The organism is Streptomyces sp. NBC_00102 (assembly GCF_026343115.1).
Taxonomy (GTDB): Bacteria; Actinomycetota; Actinomycetes; order Streptomycetales; family Streptomycetaceae; genus Streptomyces.
Genome location: NZ_JAPEMC010000001.1, coordinates 5008181 through 5033480 on the forward strand (window position 1 = coordinate 5008181; position 25300 = coordinate 5033480).

Annotated in this window: 20 protein-coding genes, 1 tRNA gene and 1 pseudogene; 12 read left to right on the forward strand and 10 right to left on the reverse strand. The window is 73.1% G+C overall.

The features are described 5' to 3' along the window. The first annotated feature begins 112 nt into the window (after nt 1-112). Nucleotides 113-1039: an ADP-ribosylglycohydrolase family protein gene (locus tag OHA55_RS22510; RefSeq protein WP_266709086.1), complete on the forward strand. Its 927-nt coding sequence runs from the start codon at nt 113-115 to the stop codon at nt 1037-1039. 86 nt (nt 1040-1125) lie between these two features. Continuing rightward, complete coding sequence (locus OHA55_RS22515; protein ID WP_266709088.1) at nt 1126-2121, forward strand: hypothetical protein; 996 nt, start codon at nt 1126-1128, stop codon at nt 2119-2121. Nucleotides 2122-2333: 212 nt separating this feature from the next. On the opposite strand, the gene OHA55_RS22520 is transcribed toward OHA55_RS22515, so the two are convergent. From OHA55_RS22520 to ligD, 6 genes are all read right to left on the reverse strand, one after another. Then, nucleotides 2334-3812 (reverse strand): penicillin-binding transpeptidase domain-containing protein, encoded by a 1479-nt coding sequence (locus OHA55_RS22520; RefSeq protein WP_266709090.1) that lies wholly within the window; start codon nt 3810-3812, stop codon nt 2334-2336. Further along, on the reverse strand, nt 3809-5188 hold the full coding sequence (locus tag OHA55_RS22525; RefSeq protein ID WP_266709092.1) for an FtsW/RodA/SpoVE family cell cycle protein: 1380 nt from the start codon (nt 5186-5188) through the stop codon (nt 3809-3811). The genes OHA55_RS22520 and OHA55_RS22525 overlap by 4 nt, the downstream gene beginning before the upstream one ends. Nucleotides 5189-5416: 228 nt before the next feature. Beyond that, nucleotides 5417-5899 (reverse strand): SH3 domain-containing protein, encoded by a 483-nt coding sequence (locus OHA55_RS22530; protein WP_266709094.1) that lies wholly within the window; start codon nt 5897-5899, stop codon nt 5417-5419. Nucleotides 5900-6174: 275 nt separating this feature from the next. Beyond that, nucleotides 6175-6507 carry a zinc-ribbon domain-containing protein gene (locus tag OHA55_RS22535; RefSeq protein ID WP_266709096.1) on the reverse strand — a complete coding sequence of 111 codons (333 nt, stop codon included), beginning with the start codon at nt 6505-6507 and terminating at the stop codon, nt 6175-6177. A gap of 125 nt (nt 6508-6632) precedes the next feature. Next, a complete protein-coding gene (locus OHA55_RS22540; RefSeq protein ID WP_266711061.1) occupies nt 6633-8753 on the reverse strand; it encodes a PBS lyase in 2121 nt (706 codons plus the stop codon). Between the two features lie 285 nt (nt 8754-9038). After that, a complete protein-coding gene (gene ligD, locus OHA55_RS22545) occupies nt 9039-9956 on the reverse strand; it encodes a non-homologous end-joining DNA ligase (RefSeq protein ID WP_266709098.1) in 918 nt (305 codons plus the stop codon). Between the two features lie 182 nt (nt 9957-10138). Here ligD and OHA55_RS22550 point away from each other — a divergent pair, with 182 nt between their 5' ends. Beyond that, nucleotides 10139-11263 carry a Ku protein gene (locus OHA55_RS22550; protein WP_266711063.1) on the forward strand — a complete coding sequence of 375 codons (1125 nt, stop codon included), beginning with the start codon at nt 10139-10141 and terminating at the stop codon, nt 11261-11263. A 145-nt stretch (nt 11264-11408) separates the two neighbouring features. On the opposite strand, the gene OHA55_RS22555 is transcribed toward OHA55_RS22550, so the two are convergent. Continuing rightward, complete coding sequence (locus OHA55_RS22555; RefSeq protein WP_266711065.1) at nt 11409-12920, reverse strand: hypothetical protein; 1512 nt, start codon at nt 12918-12920, stop codon at nt 11409-11411. 440 nt (nt 12921-13360) lie between these two features. After that, nucleotides 13361-14107, reverse strand: a complete 747-nt coding sequence (locus OHA55_RS22560; protein ID WP_266709100.1) for a cyclopropane-fatty-acyl-phospholipid synthase family protein — start codon at nt 14105-14107, stop codon at nt 13361-13363. A gap of 479 nt (nt 14108-14586) precedes the next feature. On the opposite strand from OHA55_RS22560, the gene glyA reads away from it, so the two are divergent. Both glyA and OHA55_RS22570 read left to right on the forward strand, forming a co-directional pair. Next, a complete protein-coding gene (gene glyA, locus OHA55_RS22565; RefSeq protein WP_266709102.1) occupies nt 14587-15894 on the forward strand; it encodes a serine hydroxymethyltransferase in 1308 nt (435 codons plus the stop codon). A gap of 164 nt (nt 15895-16058) precedes the next feature. After that, nucleotides 16059-17372 carry a cytochrome P450 gene (locus OHA55_RS22570; protein WP_266709104.1) on the forward strand — a complete coding sequence of 438 codons (1314 nt, stop codon included), beginning with the start codon at nt 16059-16061 and terminating at the stop codon, nt 17370-17372. Between the two features lie 95 nt (nt 17373-17467). Here OHA55_RS22570 and OHA55_RS22575 read toward each other — a convergent pair whose 3' ends face one another. Next, nucleotides 17468-18493 (reverse strand): ScbA/BarX family gamma-butyrolactone biosynthesis protein, encoded by a 1026-nt coding sequence (locus OHA55_RS22575; protein WP_266709106.1) that lies wholly within the window; start codon nt 18491-18493, stop codon nt 17468-17470. 266 nt (nt 18494-18759) lie between these two features. Here OHA55_RS22575 and OHA55_RS22580 point away from each other — a divergent pair, with 266 nt between their 5' ends. The 3 genes and pseudogenes from OHA55_RS22580 (at nt 18760) to OHA55_RS22590 (ending at nt 20464) form a co-directional block, all read left to right on the forward strand. Next, the gene (locus OHA55_RS22580; RefSeq protein WP_266709108.1) at nt 18760-19467 is read left to right on the forward strand and encodes a ScbR family autoregulator-binding transcription factor; all 708 of its coding nucleotides are present in this window, start codon (nt 18760-18762) and stop codon (nt 19465-19467) included. Between the two features lie 168 nt (nt 19468-19635). Beyond that, nucleotides 19636-19893, forward strand: a complete 258-nt coding sequence (locus tag OHA55_RS22585; protein ID WP_266709110.1) for a hypothetical protein — start codon at nt 19636-19638, stop codon at nt 19891-19893. A gap of 215 nt (nt 19894-20108) precedes the next feature. Next, nucleotides 20109-20464, forward strand: a pseudogene (locus tag OHA55_RS22590) (VOC family protein). A gap of 114 nt (nt 20465-20578) precedes the next feature. On the opposite strand, the gene OHA55_RS22595 reads toward OHA55_RS22590, so the two are convergent. Beyond that, nucleotides 20579-20650 (reverse strand) — tRNA-Arg (locus OHA55_RS22595). Nucleotides 20651-20784: 134 nt separating this feature from the next. On the opposite strand from OHA55_RS22595, the gene OHA55_RS22600 reads away from it, so the two are divergent. The 4 genes from OHA55_RS22600 (at nt 20785) to OHA55_RS22615 (ending at nt 25296) form a co-directional block, all read left to right on the forward strand. Beyond that, entirely contained in the window at nt 20785-21249 is a 465-nt protein-coding gene (locus tag OHA55_RS22600) for a response regulator (RefSeq protein ID WP_266709112.1), read from the forward strand. An 82-nt stretch (nt 21250-21331) separates the two neighbouring features. Then, complete coding sequence (gene nrtL, locus OHA55_RS22605) at nt 21332-22477, forward strand: ArgS-related anticodon-binding protein NrtL (protein ID WP_266709114.1); 1146 nt, start codon at nt 21332-21334, stop codon at nt 22475-22477. A 30-nt stretch (nt 22478-22507) separates the two neighbouring features. Continuing rightward, a complete protein-coding gene (lysA, locus tag OHA55_RS22610; RefSeq protein WP_266709116.1) occupies nt 22508-23899 on the forward strand; it encodes a diaminopimelate decarboxylase in 1392 nt (463 codons plus the stop codon). A gap of 98 nt (nt 23900-23997) precedes the next feature. After that, entirely contained in the window at nt 23998-25296 is a 1299-nt protein-coding gene (locus tag OHA55_RS22615; protein WP_266711067.1) for a homoserine dehydrogenase, read from the forward strand. Nucleotides 25297-25300: the final 4 nt, after the last annotated feature.

Here is a 25300-nt window from a genome sequence, read left to right on the forward strand (position 1 = left end):
CGGTCCCATGGCGTGCGTCACGCCAACTGCTGTGCGGAACAGTCTTGTTGCCGAGCCGATACGGAGGCCGAAACCGGTGGGCGCGGGCGGCGGGCCGCGAGAGAATGACCGTATGACGAACTCCTCGCGGAACACTCCGGCGGACGTTCCCCGGGCGGACGCCGACGCGGCCCGCCGCAGCCTCGAAGGGCTCTCCCTCGGCGACGCGTTCGGCGAGCGGTGGTTCCCCCTCTTCCGTGAACGCCGGCAGGCGGTCCGCGAGATCACGGACCGCCGGACCCCCTGCGAACCCCGATGGCACTGGACCGACGACACCGCGCTGGCCCTCGCCCTCGACCAGGTCCTCGCCGCCCGCGGCGAAGTCGTCCAGGACCGGCTGGCCCTCACCTTCGCCCTCACCTTCGACGCGGACCAGGGGCGTGGCTACGGCCACGGCATGCACATGCTGCTGCCCCAGCTGCTGACCGCACCCGCCGACTGGCGCACCCTCGCCCCCGGGCTCTTCGAGGGAGGCAGCCTCGGCAACGGGGCGGCCATGCGGGTCGCCCCGCTGGGGGCCCGCTTCCACGCCGACCTGGACCACGTCTCCCGGCAGGCACGCCTCCAGGCCGAGGTCACCCACGCCCATCCGGAGGGCATCGCCGGCGCGGTCGCCGTGGCGGTCGCGGCGGCCCTCTCGGTCCGGGGCGCACTCGCGCTCTCCGCCGTCGCGGAGCGCACGCCGGAAGGGCTCGTACGGGACGGTCTGCACCGGGCCGCGGAGCTGCCGTTCGCCACCGAACCCTGGCGGGCCGCCGACGTCCTGGGCAACGGGCAGCGCGTCCGGGCCGACGACACGGTGCCCTTCGCGCTGTGGACCGCGGCGCGTCACCCGGACGACCTGGAGGCGGCGCTCTGGTCCACCGCCGAGGGCTTCGGTGACGTGGACACCACGTGCGCCATCACCGGCGGGGTGGTCGGCGCCGCCACGGGGACCGGGCGGGTGCCCGGTGAATGGCTGCACAAGCGGGAGCCGTTGACGGGTTTTCCGGAGTCCTGACGCCGTGCGTGGGTGGCGCTCTCCCGGCCGACCGGGGGCCGGCCGTTGGGCAGGGACCTGTCAGGGCGGTGCCGTAGCGTGGAGGCATGACCACGCCGCCGCCCCAGCAGCCGGGCCCCTTCGAACCTCCCACGCCGCCGTCCCAGCAGCCGGGCCCCTTCGGCCCTCCCGCGCCGCCGTCCCAGCAGCCGCCGCAGTACCCGCCGTACCCCGGTCAGCCGAACCCGCCCCAGCCGCAGCCGGGATACGGCTACCCGAACGCCCCGCAGCAGCCCGGGTTCGGCGACCCGAACGCGCCGCAGCAGCCGGGATACGGCTACCCGAACGCCCCGCAGCCCGGGTACGGCCATCCGAACGCGCCCCAGCCGCAGTCCGGTTGGGGACAGCCCGGGATGCCCGGGATGCCCGGGCAGCCGACGGCGCCCGGCTGGCCGCAGCAGCAGCCCCCGCGCAAGAAGCCGGTCAAGCTCATCGTCGGCATCGTGGTCGGAGCCCTCGTGGTGGCCGCCGGTGTCGTCTACGGGGTCGCGCAGCTCGTCGACAAGGGCTCCGACGCGGCCTTCCCCGAGGCGAAGAACAAGCTGGTGGTCCAGAAGACCCTGCTGGACGGGGAGTTCACCCTGTTCCAGGACAGATCCGCCACCGAGGGCAAGGAGATCGAGGACACCCCCGACCTCAGCATCCGCGACCCCAAGGCCGTCGTCGTCCAGTACGACTCCGAGGACGGCGGTGTCCTCATCGTCTCCGGGATGTACGGCCGCATAGCCAATCCCGCGTTCACGCGGGGCTCCATCATGAAGGGCGCGGCGGGGTCCGGCGGGGGCGACTCCCTGGCGGTGCCCGCCAAGAAGTTCACCCCCGACGGCTACGACATCACGATCGAGTGCCAGGTGCAGCAGTCGGGCACCGGGGACGCGGTCTCCCTCATCCCGATGTGCGCGTGGGGCGACGACAACACCGGGGCGATGGTCGCGATCCTGCGCGCCGACGACGTCACCCTGGCCCCTGAGGACATCGATCTGGAGAAGGCCGCGGAGGAGACGGCGAAGGTGCGCGAGGAGATGCTGAAGCCGATCGGCTGAGCCCACCGGTGACCGGGGGCGCGTTCCGTGTCACCCCGGCGGGAAGGCGCCCGGCGGGAAGGCGCCCGGCCGCGGACCGGGCGCGCCGGTCCGTTCCCGCATCCGCACCCACCGTTCCGGTCCTGTCCACCCACGCCGGTGTCACCCGCGCCCAGGGGACACCTGCGCCGGTGACGCGATCGCCCCGTGCGGACGGGGCGCCCCCCGCAGAGTCACCCCTGCGACAGGGCCGCCTCCATCACCGCGCGCGCGATCGGCGCCGCGCTGCCGCCGCCGCTGATGTCCGCGCGGTCCGCCGCGGCGTCCTCCACCACCACCGCGACCGCCACCTCGGGCCGCGCCGAGCCCTCCGACTGCGCCCACGAGATGAACCAGGCATACGGCGCCCCCGTGTTGTCGACCCCGTGCTGCGCGGTACCCGTCTTGCCGCCGACCGTGACGCCGCCGATCGCCGCGTTGGTCCCGGTGCCGTTCTCCACCACGTCGACCATCATCCGCCGCAACTGGACGGCGGTCGACGGACTCATCGCCCGCCGGTAGGAGCGGGTGGACGTCTGCGACACCGTGTCGCCGTCGTGCTTGGTCGTACGGTCCACCAGCCGCGGGTGGGCGATCTCGCCGTCGTTCGCCACGGCGGCGGCGACCATCGCCATCTGGAGCGGGGTGGCCGTCGTGTCGAACTGCCCGATCGAGGACTGCGCCAGCTGGTCGTCGCTCATCTCCGTGTCGAAGTTGCTCTTCGCCACCCCCGACGGAATCCGCAGCCCGGCGTCGTTGAAGCCGAAGTTCTCCGCCGCCTCCACCATCCCGTCCAGGCCCACCCGCACCCCCAGATGCGCCATCACGGTGTTGCAGGAGACCCGGATCGCCTCCGCCAGCGACGCCTTCTCGCAGCCGCTCGACTCGTTGGGCAGCACGGTGGACGTACCCGGCAGGACGTACGGGGACGGGGTGTCGGTCTCCTCGTCGGGGTCGTCCACCACCCCGGCGTCCAGCGCCGCCGCCGCCGTCACGATCTTGAAGGCCGAACCCGGCGGATAGGTCTGCCGGATGGCCCGGTTGAGCATCGGCAGGCTCGCCGAGGCGTTGAGCCGCGCCCACGCGGAGGTCACCGCCGAACCGGTGCCGGAGATCTGCTCGGGGTCGTAACTGGGCGAGGAGACCAGGGCCAGGATCTCCCCGGTCGACGGATCCATCGCGGCCACCGCGCCCTTGCGCCCGGCGAGGCCCTCGTACGCGGCACGCTGCACCGCGTCCCGGACGGTGGTGACCACGTCGCCGCCCGGCTGCCGGCCGCGCGTGAGGTCGTTCCAGAGCGGCAGGGGGGCGAGCAGCGAGTCGGTCCCGGAGAGGACGTCGTCCTCGGCGTTCTCGATCAGGGTGGTGCCGTACGTCTGAGAGGCGTAGCCGGTGACGGGCGCGTACAAGGGGCCGTGCGGGTAGGTGCGTTCCCAGGCGAGCTGCTCGCCGGTGTCCTTGGAGCCGGTGACGGTGGCCGTCGCGTCGGCGCTGCCCGTGTGCACCAGGATGTTGCCGCGCGGCTGGTCGTAACGGGCGATGGTGTTGCGGCGGTTGGCGGAGTTGGAGGTCAGTTCGTCGGCCTCGAAGACCTGCACCCGTGCCGCGTTCACCAGCAGCGCGGCGAGGAGCAGCAGACAGAAGGCGGCGGCCCGCCGGATGTACCGGATCACTGCTCGTCCTCCACGATCGGGGCGATGACGCCGGTCTCCGGCTGCCCCGGGCGGGGCCTCCGGGCCTGGTCGCTCAGCCGGATCAACAGGGCCACGATGATCCAGTTGGTGACGACCGAGGAACCGCCCTGCGCCAGGAACGGCATGGCCATGCCCGTCAACGGGATCAGCCCCATCACCCCGCCGGCGATCACGAACACCTGGAGCGCCAGGATCGAGGCGAGCCCCACGGCGAGCAACTGCCCGAACGGATCGCGCAGCGCCAGCCCCGCCCGGTAACCGCGCGCCACCATCAGGGCGTACAGCAGGAAGATCGCGGTCAGCCCGGCCAGGCCCAGCTCCTCGCCGGCCGTCGCCAGGATGAAGTCGGACTTCGCGGCGAAGCCGATCAGCACGGAGTGCCCGAGCCCGAGGCCCGTACCGAGCATCCCGCCCTCGGCGAACGCGAAGAGCGACTGCGCCAGCTGGCTCGGCCCCTGTCCGGCGTCGATCGTGGCGAAGGGATCCAGCCAGTCCTGCACCCGGCTGTGGACATGCGGTTCGAACGAACCGACGACGAAGGCCCCGACCGCCGCCAGCAGCAGACCGACCGCGATCCAGCCGATGCGCCCGGTCGCCACGTACAGCAGGATCACGAAGAGGCCGAAGAAGAGCAGCGAGGTGCCCAGGTCCCGTTCGAGGACGAGGACACCGACGCTCAGCAGCCAGATCGCCACGATGGGACCGAGCACCCGGCCGGTGGGCAACTGGAGCTTCCAGACCGTGCGGCCGGAGTACGCCAGCGCGTTGCGGTTGGCCGCGAGGTACGCGGCGAAGAACACCGCCAGCAGGATCTTCGCGAACTCGCCCGGCTGGAAGGAGAACCCGCCGACCCTGATCCAGATGCGGGCACCGTTCACCGCCGGGAAGAAGATCGGCACGATCATCAGCACCAGCGCGGTCGCGACCGAGAGATAGGCGTACCGCTGGAGCACCCGGTGGTCGCGGAGCAGGAGCACCACCACGATGAAGAGCGCCACCCCGAGCGTCGACCAGATCAGCTGGGTGGGCGCCGCCGTGTCCGAGGGCGTCTCCAGGTCGAGCCGGTAGATCAGCACCAGGCCCAGCCCGTTGAGCAGCACCGCGATGGGGAGCAGCAGCGGATCGGCGTACGGGGCGCGGAAGCGGACCGCGAGATGGGCGACGAGCGCCAGCAGCCCGAGCCCGCCGCCGTAGCGGGCGACATCGGGCGGCACCGTGTCGTCGTGGGCGAGGCCGACCGCCGCGTAGCCGTAGACGGAAATGAGGACGGCACCGACGAGGAGGGAGAGCTCCACGCCGCGCCGTTTGGGCAGCCGGAGCGGGGGCGGGGGAGAGTCCACCGTCGGTGCGGTCATGCCAGGAACGTAGCAAGTAAGGGAGGTTATTTCCCTTATGTCATAGTGCGGCGGTCGCGGTGCGGCGGTCGCGTGGATGCTCCGGCCCTCGGTGCCTCCCGGGCGGAACCGGCCGAAGGCGGGCGGGGACGCGCCACCGCCCGGGTGCTCGCGAAGCGAACGGCCCGGGCGGCGGGGTGTGGTGTCGGGGTGTCAGTGCTTACCCGGCGGGGTCGGCACCGGGCGGGGTCAGCACCAGGCGGGTGCGGCGCCGATGTTCTCGATGTAGCGCGCCGAGCCCCACGCCCAGGTGCCGTTGGTCAGCAGGTACCAGCGGTCGTTGCCGTCCACGCTGTCGCCCCGGGTCTTGCAGAAGATGTCGACGATCGTGCCGTACGGCACCTCGCCCACCACCCGGCTGCTGCGGGTCGGACGGTCGCGGAGCAGCAGGCTCGGCCGGGCGATGACCCGTCCCCGGTACGTGACCGCAGGCGCGGCCGGCTGGGCCTGCGGCCCGGCGGGCTTCACCTGGGGCTCGACCGCCGGCTTCCCGTGGGTGGCGGGCCCCCAGTGGCCGTGGTCGGGTACCGGGTCGGTGGCGGCGATGACGTGGTGGTGGTCCACCGGCTGCGGGACGGGGCCTGCGGCGAAGGTGGGTGCGGCGGCCGTCAGCGCGGCGAGCACGCCGGCGGCGACACCGAGACCGATGCGGCGGAGGGACGAAGAGGACATGCTGCCTCCAGGAACGTGAACGAGGTGCGGGGCCGCGACCGAGGGGCCGCTCTCCGCACGCTAGGTTCGCCACGCTGCGCACGTACAGGGTCGCTCTGGGTGATGTACGCGGACGGGGGACGCCCGCTGGGCCGTCCGGGTGTATCCGTCGGACCGCCCGACCCGCGGGAGCGGTCTTCGGGCGGGCCCGCGGGCCGGTGCGGCACGGGGCCGACGCGGCCGGCCCCCGCCGGAACGCCGCACCGATGGCGCGGCGCCCCGGTGGCGCGGGCGCCTCAGCCGCTGTAGGGGTTCTGGCCCGGGGTGTGACCCTGCTGCGGGGCCTGGGCGGGCTGGCCCGCCTGGCCGAACGGGTTGGCGCCGTCCGGGCCCGCCGCGTGCTGGGCCAGCAGGGCTTCCGCCTGCTCCTTGTTTATCTTCTGCTCCCCGCCGCAGAAGGTGCACTGCGTCGCGTACTTGACGGAGATGGGGAAGAGCGGGATGAAGAACAAGGTGAACTTCGTGACCCGCTTGCGCAGGGTGTGCGCGGCGGGGTTCCCGCACCAGCCGCACACCATCGTCAGGACGGCCAGCTGGTAGAGGTAGCCCCGCGTACCGAAAATGATCATGTCGTGCCTCTCCTTGTTGCCTTCTGTACGGTTTCGCCGCAGGCCCGACGGCCCCGCCTCCCCGTGACGCGGCGTACCGGTCGATCCGGCACCCCGGTGGCCCGCCCGTTCCACGACCGCCCGGCTCAGCCTCGGCCGCCCCCGCCGAGCAGCGCCTGCCGGCACAGCGTCAGCAGGCGTTCGTCCGCGGTGATGTCGGAGGTGCCGAACCCGCCGTCCCGGGCGTTGTGACGGCGCACGGAGGACAGCTCGGTCCGCAGGGCGCGAGCCGCTCCGGACCCTGCCGCAGCCGCCCCCGTACGCGCCAGAGTGTCCGCCACCCGGACGCGGACGTACGGCTGCACCGTCCACCCGTCCAGCAGCACCGGCCACACCTGCGCGGACAGTCCCGCAATTTCGCACAGTGCGAGCGCCGCGTCCACCCGAACCCGGATTTCGTCGTGGTCCAGCAGCGCCCGCAGCCGGGGCCCGGCCACCGCGGCCCGGGCGCCGAGCCGCCCCAGCCCGCGGGACGCCGCGCGCACACCCGGCGGATCCTGTGCCGTCAGCGCCTCGATCAGCACCGGCAGGACCGTGTCGACATCGCCGGAGACCGAGTAGAGCGTGTCCGCCGCGGCGACCGCCTCTCCCGCCTCCGACCGCCGTATCAGCGCCTCCAGATCGCCGACCGCACCCCGCGCCCCGGGCCCGAAGGAGCCGAGTGCCCGCAGTGCCGACAACCGCAGGTGGGACGCGGAGGACTCCCGCAGGACGCGCAGCACCTCGGGCGTCGCCTCGTCCGCCCGCAGCGAGGCGAGGGCCGCCAGGAGAGGGGCCGCCTCGTCGTCCGGGGACTTGTCCAGCGGGGCCCGTGCGAGTCGTCGGCGCAGCGCCCCGGTCAACGGGGACGCCGCCCGCCCGAGCCCGCCGACGGCGTGCCCGAGGTCCCACGGAACACCGGGGCGTCCCAGTACGTCGCCCAGCGCCGGCAGCGCCCGCGGGTCGCCGATGTTGGCCAGCGCCCGCAGCGCCGGGTCGAGGCTGAGCTGCCCGTACTCCCACGTGCGGACCCAGGTCTCCTCGGTGACGGCGACCCGCGCCGCCAGCGCGTCCGCGGCCGGTGCCGCCAGGCCCTGGACCTCCGACAGCAGCCCCCCGACGGCGTCGCGGAGGCGGAGATCGGGTTCGGTGAGGAGTCCCCCCAGCAGCCGCACCACCTCGTCGTACGACCCCCGCCATGCCCGGATCAGCCCGCCGCTCATCCGGACGGCGTCCAGCCGCTGGGCCTCGTCCGGGCTGCACAACTGGTCGGCCAGGAGCGCCACCCGGTCCTCCACCCGGTCGCCGAGCGCCCCGTGCAGGGTGCGCAGCAGATCGGCGGCCCACGGAGCGCTCCGCCCGGCCTCCTCCGCCGCCTGCAAGGCCCGCAACTGGCCGATCAGCGTCGGCGCGTGGGCGCCGTCCCGGGAAGCGGCCTCCGCCGCCGACTCCGCGGCGGCCTTCGCGGCGGCCCGGGCGGCGGGACCGGACGGCGGGTGGGCCGCGCGCAGGGCCCGCAGCAGATCCGCGACCCTGGGCACGAGGTCGACGGGCAGCGCCCCCGGTGCGCACCGCGCCAACTGGGCGAGCGCGGCCAGCCGGAGGCCCGGCGCGTACTCCTGCATCGCGAGCCGGCTCAGCCAGTGCGCCGCCGTGTCCGCCACCGTGTCGTGGCGCAGCGCGAGCCGCCCCGCCGCCTCGACCAGGGCGAGACGCACCTCCTCGTCCGGCTCCGCGGGCAACCGCTTGCGCAGCAGCGCCAGGACACGCGGCGGATCGGCGTGGAGGGTGGCGAGCGCCAACGGGGCCGCGAGGCGCACACCGCGGTCGGCGTCCGCGAGCAGCCCCACGAAGACCTCGGCACCGGCGCAGACGGCCGCGGCCGCCATGGCGTAGTTGGCGGCGCCCTCGATCTCGTCCTCGTCGAGCTCTTCCTCGTCGTCCTCGTCCAGTTCGATGCCGCCGATGCTGGTCAGCAGCTCGACGATGCTGCCGCGTTCCGCCACCGAAGGGTCGGCGACCAGCTCGAAGAGGAACGGGATGCACGCGAGGGTGCAGGCGTACACGTCTCCCTGGTGGTGGACGGCGCCGTACATCCCGTCCAGCGCGCGTTCCCGTTGTGCCGGGTCCGCCGAGGCCAGGCCCGCCAACAGTGCCGGTACGTCGTCGGCCGGCCCGTAGGCATGGTCCATCGAGGCCCAGTCCACTTCGTCGATCCCCGCGAACACTCCGGCCATCCCCTCCCCGCTCACCACGCTCAACCGCTGCGACGGCACCCGGCCGGAGTTGGTTCCCGGAACGCCCACGACCGTCTCGCAGCCGAGTCTGCCCCAGGTCCGCCGTGGTCCGCCCACGGGACGGGGCTTTCCCGCCGCCGCGTTCCGAGGCTGTGGGAGGCCTGTGGGGCGGGTGGTCCGGGAGACGGCCCTGGGGGGCGGCGGTGCGGCGGTCGGGCGGTGGCGGTGGGTGCTCGGTGCGGCCGGGCCGGCGCGGGCGTGCGCCGTCGTGCGCCGTCATGCGCCCGGGCGGCGCTTCCGGCGGCCGGTGGGCAGCGGGCGGGCCCGGTTCGGATTGATGAGCGGCCCGAGCAGATCTCCGTACCGCTCCAGCCGCGCGGCCATGTCGCCCGCGAGGAACACCAGCTCCTCCGGGGTGCCGCACCCCTCGATCTCCTCCCAGGTGACGGGGGCGGAAACGGCCGGCTCGGGGCGGGCGCGGAGCGTGTAGGGGGTGGCGGTGGTCTTCGCGGCGGCGTTCTGGCTGAAATCGACGAACACCTTCCCCGGGCGCAGCTCCCGCTTCATCCGGTGGACGACCAGATCCGGCAGCGCCGCCTCGGCCTCGACCGCGAGCGTCTTCGCGTACGCCGTCACCTCGTCGGACGGTGTGGGCTCCAGGGGGACGAGCAGATGCAGACCTTTGGAGCCGGAGGTCTTCCCGTACGCGAGGAGGCCGTCGGTGGCCAGCCGCTCGCGCAGCCACCCGGCGACCGCGCAGCACTCGACCACGCTCGCCGGGGCGCCCGGGTCCAGGTCGAAGACCATCCGGTCGGCGACCGCGGGGGTGTCCGCCCGCCACTGCGGGGTGTGGAACTCGACCATGAGATTGGCCGCCCACATCAGCGTGGCCAGGTCCTGGACCATGACCTGGGCGGCCTCCCGCTCCCCGCGGTGCGGGACGCGCGCCGTACGCACCCAGGCGGGCGTACCGGGCGGCGGGTTCTTGGAGAAGAAGTGCTGGCCCTCCGCCCCGTCCGGATAGCGAAGGAAGGAGACCGGCCGGTCGTACAGATGGGCGAGCAGGGCGCCCGCGACCGTGGCGGCGTAGTAGTGCAGCACCTCGCCCTTGGTCGTACCGGTGGCCGGGTACACCACCTTGTCCAGGTTGCTGAGCGCCAGGCGCCGCCCCTCCACCTCCGTGATCGGCGTCATACGATAAGAATCACACGAATCGGATGAAGTGCGCGAAAAGGCCACAAAGGCGGCCTTCGGGTGGCAGGGCGCCGCCGTCCCGGAAGCCCTCCCGAGAGCCGAGAGCCGCCCTGTACGCCGCCCTGTACGCCGACCCGACCACACCTCGGTGCGGTCGTCGGAAGGAGTCGAGAGTGAGCTCCATGAGGTCCATCTGGAACGGCGCGATCTCGTTCGGGCTGGTCAGCATCCCGGTCAAGCTGATGAACGCCACCGAGAACCACTCCGTCTCCTTCCGTCAGGTCCACCTCACGGACGGAGGGCGCATCCGCTACCGCAAGGTCTGCGAGGTCGACGAGGAGGAGGTGACCTCCGCCGAGACCGGCAAGGCGTACGAGGACGCGGACGGCACCCTCATCCCGATCACCGACGAGGACCTCGCCCAGCTCCCGCTCCCCACGAACAAGACGATCGAGATCCTCGGCTTCGTCCCGTCCTCCCGGATCGACCCGCTCCAGATGGAGACCGCCTACTACCTCTCCGCGAACGGGGGCCCGGCGGCGAAGCCGTACACCCTGCTGCGGGAGGCGCTCAAGCGCAGCGAGAAGGTGGCCGTCGCCAAGTTCGCGCTGCGCGGGCGCGAACGGCTCGGGATGCTGCGGGTGGCGGAGGACGTGATCGTGATGCACGGGCTCCTCTGGCCGGACGAGCTCAGGTCGCCCGAGGACGTCGTGCCGGACACCGGGACCAAGGTGCGCGACGCCGAACTCGATCTGGCCGACGCCCTGATGGACACCCTCGGCGGGGTGGACCTGGACACCCTCCACGACGACTACCGCGAGGCGGTGGAGGAACTGGTCGCCGCGAAGGCCGCGGGCGAACCGCTGGAGCCCGCCGCCGAAGCGGAGACCGGCGGCAAGGTCATCGACCTGGTCGCCGCCCTGGAGAAGAGCGTCCGCGCGGCGAAGGAGTCGAGGGCGGACGAGGAGGGCGGAGGCGAGGAGGCCGGGGAGGGCGGCAAGGTGGCCGACGTCCACCACATCGGCCGGTCCACGCGCCGCACGCCGACCGGCAAGACGGTGTCCCGCTCGGCCGGCGCGGAATCCGGCAAGTCCCGGCCCAAGGAGACCGGGGCGAAGAAATCCACGGCGGAGAAGTCCACGGCGAAGACCGCGACGAAGAAGAGCACCGCGACGAAGCCGGCGGCCAGGAAGACCACCGCGAAGAAGGCCACCGCGAAGAAGACCACCGCGAAGAGGTCGACGGCGAAGAAGACCACCGCGCGCAAGAGCACGTCGGGCGGGCGGAGTTCACGATCGTCCGCCTGAACGCCCCTGAACGTCTCTGCACGCATCTGAACGTCTCTGCACGCCCTGAGGCGTCCTGTCCGCCGGGTCGCCGACCGCCCGCCGCCGCTGCCCGGCCGCGGCCCGCCTCGCCCCGGCCGTACGGGTACGGCCGGGGCGGGGCAGGTCAGGCGATGTCGTCCGGGTCGATCGAGGGCAGATCCAGTCCGTAGGGGTCCTGCTCGACGACGTAGGTGCACGAGGTGTAGGTGTAGCCCGGCTCGATCTTCGATCCGTCCGAGTAGTTGTCCACGGTCGAACCGGTCTCGTGCTTGTACAGGAAGTGGTAGTCACCGGCGGGCAGCCGCAGTCGCACCTTCGGGTAGCTCTTCCCGCCCGCCTTGCACGCCTGCTGGTTCCCGGCGGTGGTGCTGTCGTACCGGCCGCAGCTCCCGCACGCCTTCAGGGTGACGCTGCCGGTGACCGGGCCGGTGTAGAGCACCTCCACCCCGTTGGGGGCGTCGTTGCTGATGACCAGCTCCATCGTGGGGCCGCCCGGACGCTTGGCCGGAGGCAGCTTGTTCCCGGCCTGGGGACGGTCCTCGGCGATCTCGGCGGCTATCGAGATGTTCCGCGCCTGACCCCGCCGCTTGTCGTCCTTGTACGTGTCGGCGAACCCGGTCAGCGTGGAGCGCGCCTCGCTGAACTTTTTCTCCCGAAACTGGTCCACCCCGCAGGCGTACACCCCGTCCTGGACGCCCCGTTCGGCGCGGGCGGCCGAGGCCTCCAAGCCGTCCCCGGTCAGGGCGCCGACGGTCGCGCTCAGGCTGCGCAGGGTCTCCGTCACCGTGCAGGGCTCCGCGCCGGCCAGCTTTCCGGCCTCCTCGGTGATCCGCGCGTCGACGGCCGGAGCCACCTGCCGGGCGGCGGCCGAGTCGGGGAACGTCCGCAGCAACTCGCCCAGTTCGGCGCCCTTGGCGACGGACGCCGCCTCCTCGCCGTACGAGCCGAGCTCCGAGATCCCGCACTCGTAGAGGGACTCGGACAGTGGGCCGTCCGGCCACTTCGCGAGGTCGCCGAGCAGCTCGGCGCCGGCGCTCTTCGGCAGAGTACGCAGATGGCGAAGCGGTTCCAGCGCCATGCAGTAGTCCTTCTCGGCATACGGGGCGGAGACCGCCTCGTAATAGGACTTCAGCCGGTCCGGCACCTTCTTGCCCGCGCGGGAGTCCGGGTGCTTCAGGCCGAGGTCGCGGTAGACGGCGTACGCCTTGGCGTAGCCCGCCTTCGCCGTGGTGAAGGACTGGCCGTCCGCCGCGGCCACCGCCCGGTCGGCGGTCTCCAGCCGGTCGAGCAGCATCTGCTGGACCGCCTCGTCGCGCGCCGAGCCGTAGAGCGCGACCCCGCCCACCGGAACGGCCAGCAGCACGAGTCCGAGCACGGCGGCCACCACCGGCCGCCAGGAACCGGCGACCGCCGTGCGCCGCGCGATCCTGGCCGCGTCGAGCGCCGCCGCGACGAGCACCGCGCCGTAGCCGACGAGCAGTCCGGTGGACACACCGTCGGGGTCGGCGGGCAGGACCGCGAGCAGCAGCAGCCCCGTCGCCGCCAGGCAGAGGGCGGCGCGGAACCAGCGGCGTACGAGGAGATGGCCGAGCCCGAGGCCGCTGAGGCTGAGCAGCCCGGCCGCGGCGGCGCGCAGCCCGGCACCCGGCGGCGGCGGCCCGACGGGGCCGGCCGGAGGCTGCGCGGCGAACGGCGGCGCGGGAGGAAGCGGGGGAGGCGCGGGCGGCCCGGGCGGAAGCGGGGGCGGCGGCACGGCCGGCGGCCCCGGCGGAGGTGGCGGCGGTGGCGGTGCGTCGACGGGACCGCCCGGCCGGGCGGCCCCGGTCGGGCCGGCACCCCACGCCGCCGTCGGTCCCGGCCCCGAACCGGGCCCCTGAGCGCCGTCGTGCGGGTGCGGATGTCTCTCGTCCGACTCCATACGGTCCCCCCACCGTCGAGCCATTCCAGTCACCCTCCTTCCTTCCCTCTCCGCCCTCGTCCACGCGTGGATCCGGATGGTTTGTCACGGACCGGGCGCCGCCTCGGCGCATCGGCGGCGCGTCGGCGGTGTGCGGGGAGTGCGCCGTCTGCCCGCCCTCAGCGCTTCATCAGGGCGAAGACTCCCCAGCCGAGGTACTCGCGCTCGTAGCGGGCGTACCGGACGGGGTCGGCGGTGAGCTCCGCGCGCACCCCGGCGGCCAGTTCGTCGTCCGGGTTGCGGTCCAGCCAGTTACGGAGGTTGAGCCACTGGGCGGCTCGGTACCGGTCCCAGCTGTCCTGGTCCGCCAGTACCATCTCCACGACGTCCCAGCCGAGTTCGCCGAACCGTCCGAGCAGCGTGGGCAGCGCGAGGAAGTCGGTGACGCTGGTCGCGTGGCAGCCTTCGACGGTTGCTCGGTCCGTGGGCTCCCGGCGCCAGTAGGGTTCGCCGATCAGCATCAGACCACCCGGCCGGAGACTTCGCTCCAGCAGCTCGACGGTGCCGGTCAGACCCCCGCCGATCCAGGTCGCCCCGACGCAGGAGGCGAGGTCTACGGGCGCGTCCGCGACGTACCCGGCGGCGTCGCCGTGCACGAACTCCACCCGGTCCGCCACACCGAGCTCCGCCGCGCGGGCACGTGCCCCCTCGGTGAACACGGTGCTGATGTCGACGCCCGTGCCGGTGATGGCGTGGTCACGCGCCCAGGTGCACAGCAACTCGCCGGTCCCGCTCGCCAGATCGAGCACCCGGATCCCCTTCTCCAGGCGCAGGGCCCGGCCCAGGGTCGCCAACTTCTCGGCCGTGAAGGGGTTGTGGATGCGATGGCTGCTCTCTCGGACGGTGAAGATGCGGGGAAGGTCCACGGACGGCTCCTCCGTTCTCGCGTCGCGGATCGGGCGACGGCGGTGGTGACGGCTGGTTCGCGGCGCATGCTGCGCACGTGGTGCACGTGGTGCATGTGGTGCACGCGGTGCACGTGGTGCACGCGGCGCGCGGAACCGCGCGACGGCGGCATCGCGGCATCGCGGTCGCACGGGTACGGGACACACCCGGCGTGCCCGACCGGGGGCCATCTCTACCGGCCGCGCTCCGGCGCGTCCACCGAGTATCGGCCGCACCCCGCCGGCGCCATGTCCGCACGCCTTCGTGTTTTCCCGGGCGCCCGACGGGCCGGGCGGGTAACGTCGTGCGTGCCGCGACTGGCGTGCGCCCCCGGGGCGTTGCGTGGAACCGACCACGAGGGAGCGGCGAACTCCGGCCTGCCGGAGGACCACCGCCGGAGGGCCGTCCGCCTGGGCATCCGGGTCCATGCCGCACGACGCGGCCGACCCGGGAGAGTCTCGTGACCGCACCCGTCACCACATCCGTACACACATCCGCGGCGCCCGCCGCCACCCGTCCGGCGCTCGCCGCCACCGATCCCGTGCTCGCCGGGCTGATCGACGCCGAGGAGCGGCTCCAGGCCGACACCCTGCGGCTCATCCCCAGCGAGAACTACGTTTCGGCCGCCGTCCTCGAAGCATCCGGCACCGTCCTGCAGAACAAGTACTCCGAGGGCTATCCCGGGCGTCGCTACTACGAGGGCCAGCAGGTCGTCGATCAGGTCGAGACGCTCGCCGTCGAGCGCGCGAAGGCCGTCTTCGGCATGGAGCACGCCAATGTGCAGCCGTACTCGGGTTCCCCCGCCAACCTCGCCGTCTACCTGGCATTCTGCGAGCCGGGCGACACCGTCCTCGGGATGAGCCTGCCGATGGGCGGTCACCTCACCCACGGCTGGGGCGTCTCCGCCACCGGCACCTGGTTCCGTGGGGTCGGTTACGGCGTGCGCCGCGACACCGGCCGGGTCGACCTCGACGAGGTGCGCGACCTGGCCCTCGCCGAACGCCCGAAGGTCATCTTCTGCGGCGGTACCGCCGTGCCCCGCACCATCGACTTCGCGGGCTTCGCCGAGATCGCCCGCGAGACCGGCGCCGTGCTCGTCGCCGACATCGCCCACATCGCCGGGCTGATCGCCGGCGGCGCCCACCCCTCGCCGGCGGGGTACGCGGACGTCGTCTCCACCACTACGCACAAGACGCTGCGCGGGCCGCGCGGCGCGATGCTGCTCAGCACGGCCGAGCACGCGCGCGCCCTCGACCGGGCGGTCTTCCCGGGTCTCCAGGGCGGGCCGCACAACCAGACCACCGCGGCGATCGCGGTCGCGCTCGGCGAGGCCGCGCGCCCCGAGTTCTCCTCCTACGCCCACCAGGTGGTCGCCAACGCCCGCATGCTCGGCGAAGAACTGGCCGGGCGGGGGTTCGACCTCGTCTCCGGTGGCACCGACAACCACCTCCTCCTGATCGACCTCACCGACAAGGACGTCCCGGGCAAGACCGTGGCCAAGGCGCTCGACCGTGCGGGCATCGTCGTGAACCACAACTCCGTGCCGTACGACACCCGCAAGCCCTTCGACCCCTCCGGCATCCGCATCGGCACCCCCGCCCTCACCACACGCGGCGTCCCGGCCTCCGCCATGGCGGACGTGGCCGCCTGGATCGACACCGTGGTCGACGCGGCACGCACCGGCGACGAGGGCGTGATCGCCAAGGTCCGGTCCGAGGTGAAGGAGTTGATGGACGCCCACCCGGCACCGGGCCTGCCGCTCGCCTGACCGCCGATGTCCTGGGGCGGTACGGGTTCCCGAGGGGAGCCCGTACCGCCTCGGGCCTTTCAGCGGTCACGGCCGAAAAATCGATACCTTCTCCCGCTTGCCGAAGAACCGTCTCTGCGGCCACTGTCCAGACAGGCACGAGCCGTCCAGGAAAGAGACACACCATGCACACGAACAACGCCGACGTCGTCGCCGCCCCCGGCACCCCCTCCGGGCACACCGCCGACCCCGCCGCACGCTGCCCGTTCCGGCTCGACCCGGAGGGTACGGACATCCAGGGCGAGGCGGCCCGCATCCGCGCGGGCGGACCGGCCACCCGGATCGAACTTCCGGAAGGCGTCCCGGCCTGGGCCGTCGCCGACCCGGCCGTCATCACCCGGCTGCTCACCTCCCCGGCCGTCTCCAAGGACGCCGCCCAGCACTGGCCCGCCTGGATCGACGGCGAGGTCGGGCCCGACTGGTCACTCGCCCTGTGGGTCTCGATACGCAGCATGTTCACGGCGTACGGCCCCGCCCACACCCGGCTGCGCAAGCTCGTCTCCGGCGCCTTCACCGCCCACCGCACCAAGGCCCTCGCCCCCGTCGTCAGCCGCATCGCCGAGGAACTGCTCGACGAGATCGAGGCGCTGCCCGAGGGCGAGCCGGTGGACCTGCGCGCCCGGTACGCCGGACCGCTGCCCGCCCGCGTCATCTGCGAGCTGTTCGGCGTACCGCTGGACAGCCGCGACCGGCTCTGCACCCTGTTCGACGCCCTGTTCAGCACCGCGACCCCGGCCGATGAGGTACGCGCCCACGCCGGAGAGCTCTACGGAATCCTCCACGGACTCGTCGCCCTCAAGCGGGAGACCCCCGGCGACGACCTCACCAGCGCCCTGGTCGCCATCCAGCGCGAGGGGCTCGCTTCCGGCGCCCCGGACCCCCTGGAGGACCAGGAACTCCTCGACACCCTCGTCCACTTCCTGTCGGCCGGGTACGAGACCACCATCAACCTCGTCGACCACGCCGCGCACGCGCTGCTCACCCACCCCGAGCAGCTCGAACTGATCCGTACCGGCAAGGCCGGATGGGCCGACGCGATCGAGGAGACCCTGCGCTGGGAACCCGCCGCCGCCAACCTCATGCTCCGGTACGCCGTCGAGGACATCGACCTCGGCGACGTGGTCGTACCGAAGGGCGACGCGATCGTGATGGCCGTCGCCGGCGCGGGCCGCGACCAGGGCGTGCACGGACCGGACGCCGACCGGTTCGACCTCACCCGGCCGACCCGCCGCGACCACCTCGCGTTCGGGTACGGCGTCCACCACTGCATCGGAGCGCCCCTGGCCCGGATGGAGGGCACCACGGCCCTGACCGCGCTCTTCGCCCGGTTCCCCGACCTGGCGCTCGCCGTGCCGTCCTCGTCCCTGCGCCCCGTGAGGTCCTTCATCTCCAACGGCCACCAGGAACTCCCCGTCCTGCGGCACGGCCCCGCGGCCTGACGGCGCGGACACCACCCGCGGCTCCGGGAGACCGGTGGCGGACGGACCGCTGCACGCGGCCGTCCGGCACAGGCCTCCCGGAACTCAGACGTCCCTCACTCCCGTACGCCGACGGGCGCGGCCACTCCCTCCACCACGCTTCGGAACGCGACCTCCCCGCGCTGCGTCCCGGTCACCTCCACCGCGACCCCGTCCGGGGCGCCGTCCGGAGTCACTTCGCGGGCGTCGATCCAGCACGGCGCGTCGAACTCGACGTACCGGGAGGTCCGCATGTCGGTGGTGAGCGGGCGCCACGAACGGACGCCCGCGCCCGCGACGACGGCGTACGCGGCCTGCTGGCTCGCCTCCATGATCACGAGCCCCGGCACATGGTCGACCGGGTGGTCCATCAGCGCCGGATTCCCGGTGTCGGCGATCAACTCCCAGCGGTCCGGGCGGTCCGAGACGCCGAGCACCACCTCGTCCGCCGCGCCCCGCCCGGTCAGTGCCCCGCCGACCGGCGACGGCATGACCCCGGGCCGTGCGGCGAGGAACGGACCACGCAGCCGCCGGTAGACCCGGTCGGACACCCAGGAGAACCCGGACTCGCTCGTGACGAAGACCCTCCCGCGCTGTTCCAGGGAGATGGCTATGCGCATGCCTCTGCGCCCCGTCACGGTGCAGACCGCCTCGGCGCGGACCGGCGCCCGGTCGGTCCGGTGGCGGGGGTCGACCGAGTAACGCATGCCGCTCATCAGGAACTGGTACGCGGAACTGATCCCGAACTCGGTGTGTGCGAGGCTGAGTCCGATCTGTCGCAGTGTCTGCGCGACGAGCATGTGGTGGTGCACACTGCCGAGTGCGGGCTCGAAGAAGACGTGCCGGCCGGCCCAGTCGACGTCGAGCGTGTACGTGTTCTCGGCGAGCCGGTGATAGCCGCGGATCAGCACGTCGTCCGGCTGGACCCGGTGGGCGTCCGCCGGGCGGACCGCGGGCGCGTTGCCGGGTACGCCCCTTCCGGGCGCCGGGACCGGGACGGTGGTCTCCGTCCCCGGTGCCGGGACGGCGGTCTCCGTCCCCGGTGCCGGGACGGTGTTTTCCGTCCCCGGTGCCGGGACGGATGGTGTGTGTTTCTGCTTCACGATGTGGTGCATGTGCTCCCCCCAGGGATGAATGCGCACGTGATCGGTGGTGTTCGAGTGCGAATACGGAGCGATCCGCCGGGCCCCAAAAGGTCCGGCGGCCAAGGCCGTTGAGGGCGGGGAGCGCGGCCCGACGCAGGGCCGCCGGCGCCGCCTCAACTGGAGGCCGCCGCGAAGGGTGCCATAGAATACGGACCAGCCGGTTTCTTGAGGGGAACGTGCCGGAGACACTGAGCCCCGTCAGGCGCATCGTCAGGAGATCTCGAATGGCACGGCAGGAGCGCGCGATCAGGACGCGCAACGCAGTACTGACGGCCGCCGCAGCGGTCTTCGCCGAGCGCGGCTACGAAGCCGCGACGATCCAGGAGATCCTGGAACGGGCCGCGGTGACCAAGGGGGCGCTCTACTTCCACTTCCCCTCCAAGGAGGATCTGGCGCGAGGCGTCCTGGACCACGCGGTGACCGAGCCGCCGCCCGAACAGCCCCTGAAGCTGCAGTCCTTCGTGGACATGGGGCTGATCCTCGCGCACCGGCTCCCGAGAGAGCCACTGTTGCGGGGCGCCGCGCGGATTGCCGCCGATCAGAGCAACCAGCGGTTCTTCGGCAAGCCGTGGCACGACTGGGTCCAGCTGACGAGTCAGCAGATCGTCGCGGCCCAAGGGCAGGGCGAGGTGCTGCCGCACGTCGATCCCGAGCGGACCGCCCAGACGATGGTCGGCTCCTTCACCGGCATTCAGCTGATGTCCCAAGCGGCCACCGAGATGGCCGATTTCGAGGAGCGCATCTCCCTCCTCTACGACCTGGTGCTGCCCAGCATCGCGGTGCCCGGCGTCCTCGGCCGCCTCGACACCCGGCCCGAGCGCGGCGCCCGCGCCTTCGCGGAGGCCCGCGCCGCCGCCGGGGACCACACCCCCGCGGACCCGGGGCAGCCGGAAACCTTCGGTGCCGACCGGCCCGCCGTGCGCACGGCCTGACCCCGAAGCCCCCGGCCCGATCCTCCGGACGCTGTTGGTTCCCACAGCATCCGGTCCTCCGTACCGGGCCCCCGCGGTCGGCGGGGTTCGTCCGGCATGTCCCGGGTACCCGGAGTGGCGGCGCATCCGCGCTCCGGCAACCATGGGGCACGTCGAACGGAGAATCAGATGACCGACCGCAGGCCGGAAGGCCCCGCGTACACCGGCGCCTCGGGAAGCCCGCCGCCGGTGCCCGCCGACATGCCCGACCAGCAGGTGCAGGAGGGCGAGGACGCGCTGGACGTCCCCCCGCCGCCCTGGGCGGAGCAGGAGACCGAGGCAGGCTCCGACGGCGCCGACCCCGACGAGGCCGGCGCGGGCGCACACACCGCCCGCAACGCGGGCGTCCACCCGGAGCACCCGACCCCGGACGAGTCCACGGGCTGACCGTCACCCCGCGGCCGGTGTACGGAAAGCCGGTGGAGTGCCGGGCGCCCGCATGGCAGGCTCGTCCGCCGATGCCGGGACGGCCGTGCATGCGACGGCGTGCGGTGTCCCGGCCGACGACGAGCGTCCCGGAGGACCGGTTGGCATCGATCAAGACGTTCCACGTCACCTTCGACTGCGCGGAACCCGAGCGCGTCGCCCGCTTCTGATGCGCGGTGCTCGGGTACGTCGTACCGCCGCCGGAGGGGTACGCCACCTGGGGCGACTACGACCGCTCGCTGCCGCCCGAGCGCCGGGGAGCCGCCTTCGTCCGCACCGATCCCACCGGCGAGGGGCCGTGGCTGTACTTCCAGCGGGTTCCCGAGGGCCGTTCGTCAAGAACAGGGTCCATCTCGACGTACGGGCCGGCACGGGCCTCGTGGGTGACGAGCGCCTGGCCGTACTCGCAGCGGAGTGCGCCCGGCTGGTCGCGCTCGGCGCGGTGTGCGTGCGGGTTGTGCGCGCCGACGGCTTCGACGAGTCCTGCATCGCGAGGCAGTACATCGAGGGCAACGAGTTCTGTCTCGACTGAGGGGCGGTGCGGGGCGCGCAGGGGCGCTGCGGGGCGCCGGGGACGACCCGGGCGCCCGGCGCACGAGAAAGGGCCCGACCAGCATTTCTGCTGGTCAGACCCTCTGTCCGGAAGTGCCCCCGGCAGGATTCGAACCTGCGCACCCGGCTCCGGAGGCCGATGCTCTATCCCCTGAGCTACGGGGGCGTATCGCGGTGTTGCTCTGCGACGGGTGAAACACTACCAGCTCCCGAGGGGTGTCCGTGAACGGGTATTTCCGCGGCGCCGGGCGATCCGCCGGCCGCCGCGGGTGCGCTGCCGGGCCGGTCCCCGGGGCGGAAGTGGGCAAAACCCGGACGCGGCCCGGGGGGCGCACCTACTCTCGAAACGTGTCAGGGGCGTACGGCCGCGTGCTTGTTGTGGACGACAACAAGGTCATCCGGCATCTGATCAGGGTCAACCTGGAGCTTGAGGGCTTCGAGGTCGTGACCGCGTCCGACGGTGTCGAGTGCCTGGACGTCGTGCACCACGTGCGGCCCGATGTGATCACCCTCGACGTGGTGATGCCCCGGCTCGACGGCCCCCGGACCGCCGCGCGCCTGCGCGAGGACCCCCGCACCAGCTCCATTCCGGTCGCGATCATCAGCGCCTGCTCCCCGTACGAGGCGGACCGGGGCGGCGCCTGCGTGGAGGCGTTCCTGGCGAAGCCGTTCGAGCCCAGCGAGCTGGTGCGGCTGGTGAGCCGCCTCGCGCGGGCCCCGCAGCCCTCCGGGGTGGACAGCGGCCTGCGCCGCGCGCTGAGCTGACACCGGCACGCGGGCCGCGGCGGATGCCCGCATGGCGAAACGCGGTCGCGGAGGGCCCCCCTCCCTCGCCTAGGCTGGTCCCGTGACCCCCGCCGACCTCTCCAGGACCGTGCTGCACGCCGTGCGCCGCGCGGTCGACGAGGACGCCCTGCGCGTGGCGGTGCCCGCGCGCGTACGGGTGGAGCGGACGCGGCCCGGCGGCAGCGGGGACTACGCCTGCGCCGTGGCGCTCCAGCTGGCCCGCCCGGCGGCGCTGCCCGCGTACGAGGTCGCCCGCATCCTCAAGGACCGCATCGCCGCCGAGCCCGGCATCGGGCGGGTCGAGATCACCGGACCCGGCTTCCTCAATCTCACGCTCGACGCCACCGCCGACGGTGCCGCGCGGCTCGCCCTCGTGACCGAGGTGGCGGCGCGCGGGACCGGGTACGGCCACGGGACGGCGCTGAGCGGCGAGGAGCCCCTGCTGACGTACGCGCCCGAGGTCCGGGCCGCCGTCACCGCCGACGCGGTGGCCGCGCTGCTGCGGTCCCAGGGCGCCGCCCCGCGTACCGCCCCGGCAGGGCCCGCCGACCCCGCGTGGAGCGGCCTCGGGGTCGCCGCCGGGACGGGCCCCGGAGCCGCGCGGGCCGACACCGCGGGGACGATCGGCCCGGTGCCCGCCGGTGTTCCTGCCGCCGAGCTGCTCGTACGCCTCGGGCCCGACGCCGCCCGCTGGGGGCTGCTGCGGGCCGCCGGCCACGACCGGGCCGCGCTCGGCGACGGACTCCTCGTCCAGAGCGCCGCCAACCCGCTCTTCCTCGTCCGCTACGCCCACGCCCGCGCCCGTGCCGTCCTCAGGGCCGCCCGCGAACTCGGCGTCCGGGTCGCGCCCGACGCGTACGGGGCGCCCGACGCGTACGGGGCGTCCGACGCGTGCGGGGCGGACGGCCCGGAGCACGAGGCCCCCTTCGGTGAGCCGGCCGCCCTCACGCTCGCCGCGCTCCTCGCCGACCACCCGGCGGTCCTGCTCGCCGCCGCCCGGCACCGCGCGCCCGACCGGCTCGCGCGTCATCTCGAAGCCGTCGCGCACGCCTTCTTCGACTTCCACGACGCCTGCCCCCCGCTTCCCGCCGGCGACGAGAAACCCTCGGCCGCCCACCGCTCCCGGCCGGCCCTCGCCGAAGCCGCCGGAACGGTGCTGGCCGGCGGCCTGTCCCTGCTCGGTATCAGTGCGCCCGAACATCTTTGAGAGACCCGAGAGACCCGAGAGAGCCGAACGATGAGCCGATCCGCCCACCCCGCCGGACCCCGTCACGCCGATGTCGTCCCCGAGGGGCACTACGCGGCCCCGCCCGCCGACCTGAACATCCTCGACGAGAAGGTCTGGTCGCGCACCGTCACCCGTGACGCGGACGGCGCTCTCACCGTCGGCGGCATCGAAGTCGCCCGGCTCGCCGAGGAGTTCGGTACCCCGGCCTACTTCCTCGACGAGGCGGACTTCCGGGCCCGCTGCCGGGCCTGGGCCGACGCCTTCGGCGCCGACGCCGACGTCTACTACGCGGGCAAGGCGTTCCTCTCCCGCGCGATCGTGCGCTGGCTCCGCGAGGAGGGGCTCAACCTCGACGTCTGCTCCGGCGGCGAGCTGACCACGGCGCTGGACGCCGGGATGCCCGCCGAGCGCATCGCCTTCCACGGCAACAACAAGACGGTCGACGAGATCGAGCGGGCCGTCTCGGCCGGTGTCGGCCGTATCGTCCTCGACTCCTTCCAGGAGATCGTCCGCGTCGCGCACGTCGCCCAGCGACTCGGCAAGCGCCAGCGGGTGCAGATCCGGGTCACCGTCGGCGTGGAGGCGCACACCCACGAGTTCATCGCCACCGCGCACGAGGACCAGAAGTTCGGCATCGCGCTGGCCGGCGGCCTCGCGGCCGAGGCAGTGCGCCGGGCCCTCACCCTGGACGGCCTGGAACTCACCGGCATCCACTCGCACATCGGCTCGCAGATCTTCGACATGGCCGGTTTCGAGGTCTCCGCCCGCCGGGTGGTCCAGCTCCTCGCCGAGGTGCGCGACGAGCACGGGGTCGAGCTCTCCGAGATCGACCTCGGCGGCGGTCTGGGCATCGCCTACACCTCCGGCGACGACCCGCGCGAGCCGCACGAGATCGCCAAGGCGCTCGGCGACATCGTCACCCGCGAGTGCGAGGCCGCGAGCCTCGCCACCCCCCGGATCTCCGTCGAGCCCGGCCGCGCCATCGTCGGCCCCACCGCCTTCACCCTCTACGAGGTCGGCACGATCAAGCCGCTCGAAGGGCTCCGCACGTACGTCAGCGTCGACGGCGGGATGTCCGACAACATCCGTACCGCGCTCTACGACGCGGAGTACAGCGTCGCGCTCGTCTCGCGCACCTCGGACGCCGAGCCGATGCTGGTCCGCGTCGTCGGCAAGCACTGCGAGAGCGGCGACATCGTGGTCAAGGACGCGTTCCTGCCGGCCGACCTGGCGCCGGGCGACCTGATCGCCGTACCGGCCACCGGTGCGTACTGCCGGTCGATGGCGAGCAACTACAACCACGCGCTCCGCCCGCCCGTCGTCGCCGTGCGCGACGGAGAGGCGCGCGTCATCGTCCGGCGCGAGACGGAGGAAGATCTCCTGCGTCTCGATGTCGGCTGATGAAATAGATGTCTCAGAATCCGGACGGGTGACAGAATCGCCCGTCCGGTGAGTGAGACTGGTCCACACATCACATGCAGGAGAAACGAGGTCGGATGATGCGTACGCGTCCGCTGAAGGTGGCGCTGCTGGGCTGTGGAGTGGTCGGCTCAGAGGTGGCGCGCATCATGACGACGCACGCCGACGACCTCGCCGCGCGCATCGGCGCGCCGGTGGAGCTCGCCGGCGTCGCCGTCCGCCGCCCCTCGAAGGTGCGCGAGGGGATCGATCCCGCGCTCATCACCACCGACGCCACGGCGCTGGTCAAACGCGGTGACATCGACGTGGTGATCGAGGTCATCGGCGGCATCGAGCCGGCCCGCACCCTCATCACCTCGGCCTTCGAGCACGGCGCGAGCGTCGTCTCCGCCAACAAGGCGCTGCTCGCCGAGGACGGCACGGCCCTCCACGCCGCCGCCGAGGAGCACGGCCGCGACCTCTACTACGAGGCCGCCGTCGCAGGAGCCATCCCGCTGGTACGCCCGCTGCGCGAGTCCCTCGCCGGCGACAAGGTCAACCGGGTGCTCGGCATCGTCAACGGCACGACCAACTTCATCCTCGACAAGATGGACACCAGCGGCGCCGGTTACTCCGAGGCGCTCGACGAGGCCACCGCCCTCGGGTACGCCGAGGCCGACCCGACCGCCGACGTCGAGGGCTTCGACGCCGCCGCGAAGGCCGCCATCCTCGCCGGGATCGCCTTCCACACCCGGGTGAAGATCGGCGAGGTGCACCGCGAGGGCATCACCGAGGTCACCGCCGCCGACATCGCTTCCGCCCGCCGCATGGGCTGCACCGTCAAGCTCCTCGCCATCTGCGAGCGGGCCGCGGACGGGCAGTCGGTCACCGCGCGCGTGCACCCCGCGATGATCCCGCTCAGCCACCCGCTGGCCTCCGTCCGCGAGGCGTACAACGCCGTCTTCGTCGAGGCCGAGGCGGCCGGGCAGCTGATGTTCTACGGCCCCGGCGCCGGCGGTTCGCCGACCGCCTCCGCGGTCCTCGGCGACCTCGTCGCCGTCTGCCGCAACAAGCTCAACGGCGCCACCGGTCCCGGTGAGTCCGCCTACACGCGCCTGCCCGTCAGCCCGATGGGCGAGGTCGTGACGCGCTACCACATCAGCCTCGACGTCGCCGACAAACCGGGCGTTCTCGCCCAGGTCGCCACGGTCTTCGCCGAGCAGGGTGTGTCGATCGATACCGTTCGTCAGCAAGGCCGACAGGACGCGAGCGGCGAGGCATCTCTCGTCGTCGTCACCCACCGCGCGCCCGACTCCGCCCTCTCGGCGACCGTCGAAGCGCTGCGCAAGCTCGACACCGTCCGCGGTGTCGCCAGCATCATGCGTGTTGAAGGGGAGTAAGGAC